Consider the following 4,101-nt stretch of genomic DNA (forward strand, 5'->3'; position numbering starts at 1 on the left):
CATCAACATGCTGGAACGCGCGTTCCTCTTGCGCTCGTGCTCCGACAGCATGTTCGAAAGCCGCACGCGGCCGTGCCTGCTGTTCCAGATCAAGCGCTGCTCCGGCCCCTGCACGGGCGAGATCGAACCCGATCGCTACCGCGGCCTCGTGGACGAGGCCGTGCGCTTCCTGCGCGGCGAAAGCCAGAACGTGCGGCAGATGTACCAGACGCTGATGCAGGACGCGGCCGAGCGCCTCGACTACGAGAGCGCCGCCACCTACCGCAACCGGCTGTGGGCGCTGGCGCACGTGACGGCGGACCAGTCCATCAACCCCGAAGGCATCGAGGAGGCGGACGTGTTCGCCGCCTACCAGGACGCGGGGCAGACGTGCATCCAGGTGTTCTTCTTCCGCACGGGGCAGAACTGGGGCAACCGCGCCTACTACCCACGCGCCGACCGGTCGCTGCCGGCGGAAGAGGTGCTCGACAGCTTCATCGCGCAGTTCTACGACGACAAGCCGGTGCCGCGGCTGGTGCTCGTGAGCCACGACCTGCCCCATCGCGACCTGCTGTCGGAGGCCCTGTCGACCAAGGCCGACCGCAAGGTCGAAATCCGCACGCCGCAGCGGGGCGTCAAGATGGGCGTGGTGGAGCATGCGCTGCAGAACGCCCGCGAGGCCCTGGCCCGGCGGCTTGCGGAAAGCTCCTCGCAGCGCATTCTGCTCGACGGCCTGAAGGAGCGGTTCGACCTGCCGCGCGTGCCGCGCCGGATCGAGGTCTACGACAACAGCCACATCATGGGCACGAACGCGGTCGGCGCGATGATCGTCGCCGGCCCCGACGGCTTCCAGAAGAGCCAGTACCGCAAGTTCAACATCAAGAGCACCGACATCACCCCCGGCGACGACTTCGGGATGATGAAGGAGGTCCTGCGCCGCCGCTTCTCCCGCCTGGTCAAGGAAGAGGAGGAGGGGGAGGGCGCCGTTCGTCCCGACCTGGTCCTGCTGGACGGCGGCGCCGGCCAGCTCTCGGTGGTCCGGGAGATCATGGCCGACCTCGGCGTCGACGACATTCCCGTCGTCGGCGTGGCCAAGGGGCCGGACCGCGACGCCGGCCTGGAACGCTTCTTCCTGCCGGGCAAACCGCCCTTCATGCTCGAGCCGAAATCCCCGGTGCTCTACTACCTCCAGCGCCTGCGCGACGAAGCCCACCGCTTCGCCATCGGCACCCACCGCGTCCGCCGCGCCATCGACATGAAGAAGAACCCGCTGGACGAGATCGAGGGCGTAGGGCCGGGGCGCAAGCGCGCACTCCTGCATGCATTTGGCTCAGCGCGGGGGGTGAGCCGGGCGAGCGTGGAGGATCTGGCGAAGGTGGAGGGGGTCAGCGAGGCGCTGGCGGAGCGGGTGCACGCGTATTTTCGGAAGGGGTAAAGGATCTCGAGGCAACCGCGCATCATCCGCGAGATTGAAGCCCCCGTGTCACCGGGCCTTGCGTTTCAGCGTCTCCTTGAGAAGCGCTATGGCCGTGGCGTCGCTGGACGTCCTTCCGTCGGTCGTCACGACGATGGCCGACGGGCCCTGGACAGCGCCGGCGGTCCACCCGACGTCGTTTGCTACATACCCCCGCTCGCCCACGTCCGGCAGTTCGCGGAAGTCGGGAGCGCCTGAAATCGGGTTGTGATTCTGCGCGTCTACGATCTGGACCATAACGCTTCCGCTGTCGTCCTTGGCCGTCCATTGGCATCCGGTGCCCATGGCCGCGTTCTCCCCCGGATTGACCGGTTCGCCGATGTAGGTGGCGACTTCGGCCTGGGTGAACAGTCCGCACACCGGATTGGCTGCCGCGGCGCCTTTGGCATCCCCGGTCAACGCCGCCGCCGTCGCCTTGGCATCGTCCGGAGCGCCCGCCCCCGACTTGCCGCAGGCGGTGAGCAAACAAATTGCCGCCAGGGCCGTTGTGGCCAGCATCAGATTCGCGCGCATGAAACCTCCGGGTGAACCTGCACCGTGACCGAGCTCCCTATCCCCGTCGAGGACAAACGCATGTGCTCCGCGCTCCGCAGGGGAGACCCGCTGTCCGCTCGACCCTCAGAGGGCGCCGCGGGCGGCGGGCCCCGAGGGCCCGTCCTCGACTGGCTTTCAGAGGCAGGCTGGGATCATCCGTGAGATTGAAGCCCCGGACCCCTCTGGCAACTCACGCGTCGAAGCCGTGAAAGGTGGCGAAGGCGGCGACCGGCTCGCGGGGGGCCTGCAATCCGTTCACGGGGGCGGTCTCGTCGGCGTAGCCGAGGGCGACGCCGCAGATGATGTACTCTTCGTCTGGCACCTGCAGCAGGCGCCGCGTGACGGACCAGTAGCTGTTCCAGGCGCCCTGGGCGCAGGTGTCGAGCCCGCGAGCCCTGGCCGCCAGCATCAGCGTCTGCAGGAACATGCCGACGTCGACGTAGCTCATGCAGTCGAGGTCCTTGTCGATGGTCACGATCAGACCGACCGGCGCATCGAAGAACCGATAGTTCCGACCCCATTGCGCCCAGTTCGCCGCCTGGTCGCCCTTGGGTATTCCGATCAGGCCGTACATCGCCTTGCCGAGCGCGCGCATGCGCGAGACGTAGGGCTCCTTGCGCTTGCTGCTGCGCGGGAACTCCGCTTTGGCGTCCGCCGGATCGGTTTCCCGGTGATGCAGCACCTCGCGTTCCAGACGCGCTCGCACCTCGCCGCCCACGACGTGCACCTTCCACGGCTGGATGTTGGTGCCGGACGGCGCCATCGCCGCGGCGGCCAGGAGTTCCTCGACAACCGCCTTCGGCACGGGGTCGGGCTTGAACGCCCGCACCGAGCGTCGCGCGCGAAGGGCTTCGTCCAACAGCACTCGCTCACCCCGTCGTTCGTTGATCCTGCGCCGTGCATATCGAATTGCCTGGCCAGTCGATAGCGCCGCGCGCGTGGTCGCGACGTGGGATGGGCGCCCCTCCGCAGTACATCGCGCTATACTCCTCGCGAGGCGTCCTGGGGCGACGCGGACAGGTCGGGGGACTGGAGCGATGGCGACGGCCAGCTGGTACGCCGATCCGCAGGCGGAGGCGGAGGCGAGGCGCGGCCTGTTCCATGACGCGCTGGCCGACTGGACGAACGACGACGTCCTGCAGACAGAGGCGGCGCGCGCGGCGCTGGGGTACAGGCATCCGGCGGCCCTGCGCGTGCTGGACTGGCCCGAACTGCGCGCCCTGTTCGCCAAGTACGATCCGCCGGCCACGCGGCACGGCCGGCGCGATCGCCGCTTCTACCTGCTGTCTGTGGGGCTGGCGGCCCTGGGCCTGGTGCTGGTGATGGTCTCGCCGCTGGCCGTCGGCGCCGAGCGGGTCATTGAGAGCGTAGCCGCCGCCCTGATAGTCGCGGGCCTGGCGACCATGGCTTTCCACAAATTCGGGGCCGGATCGAAGGCGCGCTCACTGGCTCATCGGTTCGGGGCCGAGCGGGTGAGGGCGCTCTACTTCCAGGCGGTGGCCAACAACCCCGACCTGGCGGCGCGGGCGATGGCCGACGATGCGGCGCTGACCGAATGGCAGGCGGCGCGGGCGCGCATGCTGTCTCACTTGCCCGCGCCCGAGGACCTGCCCGGGCAGATCCCGAAGCTGGCGGGCGCGGTCGAGGACAACGCCGAGACGTGGGTGGCGCCGGAGTGGTCGCAGCCCCCGGAACCCCCGGCGCCGGCGGCGGATCTGGACCTGCTGTTGTCGCTGCTGCGCGGGCAGCGGCTGGACGGGCAGATCGACTATCTGGAGCGCAAGCTGGACGCCTCCCTGGGCGCGCCGGGCCAGCGGGCGGCGGTGGCGCGGTGGCTGAGCCGACTGCTGCTGGCCATCGCGGCGGCCACCGGATTGATGGCCGCGGTGCTGGTCCTGGGGATGGGCCGGGCGCCGGGAGACACGGACGTGAAGCTCGCCCTGGAAGTGGCGGCGGGGGCCATCGTCGCGGCCATGGCCCTGGGGGTGATCAACAACGATCGACTGCTGGCGGGCGACGCCAAGCGATACGCGGCGCATCTCGCGGCGCTCGGCAAGGCCCGGGCCCACTTCGACAAGGGTGCTGCGCCCGAGAAATTGGCCGCGCTGCGCGAC

4 protein-coding genes are annotated in these 4,101 nt (G+C 69.4%); 2 read left to right on the top strand and 2 right to left on the bottom strand.

Going from position 1 to position 4,101, the window contains the following annotated elements; translation table 11 throughout:
• The coding region (gene uvrC, locus QZV94_RS23660; RefSeq protein WP_293682710.1) for an excinuclease ABC subunit UvrC at positions 1-1,414 on the top strand (1,414 nt) is incomplete at its 5' end.
• Between the two features lie 48 nt (positions 1,415-1,462).
• On the opposite strand, the gene QZV94_RS23665 is transcribed toward uvrC, so the two are convergent.
• Positions 1,463-1,966 carry a hypothetical protein gene (locus tag QZV94_RS23665; protein ID WP_293682712.1) on the bottom strand — a complete coding sequence of 168 codons (504 nt, stop codon included), beginning with the start codon at positions 1,964-1,966 and terminating at the stop codon, positions 1,463-1,465.
• 211 nt (positions 1,967-2,177) lie between these two features.
• On the bottom strand, positions 2,178-2,852 hold the full coding sequence (locus QZV94_RS23670; RefSeq protein ID WP_293682714.1) for a nitroreductase: 675 nt from the start codon (positions 2,850-2,852) through the stop codon (positions 2,178-2,180).
• 172 nt (positions 2,853-3,024) lie between these two features.
• Here QZV94_RS23670 and QZV94_RS23675 point away from each other — a divergent pair.
• The coding region (locus QZV94_RS23675) for a hypothetical protein (protein ID WP_293682716.1) at positions 3,025-4,101 on the top strand (1,077 nt) is incomplete at its 3' end.

The sequence above is a fragment of the uncultured Phenylobacterium sp. genome, assembly GCF_902826855.1.
Lineage (GTDB): Bacteria > Pseudomonadota > Alphaproteobacteria > Caulobacterales > Caulobacteraceae > Phenylobacterium.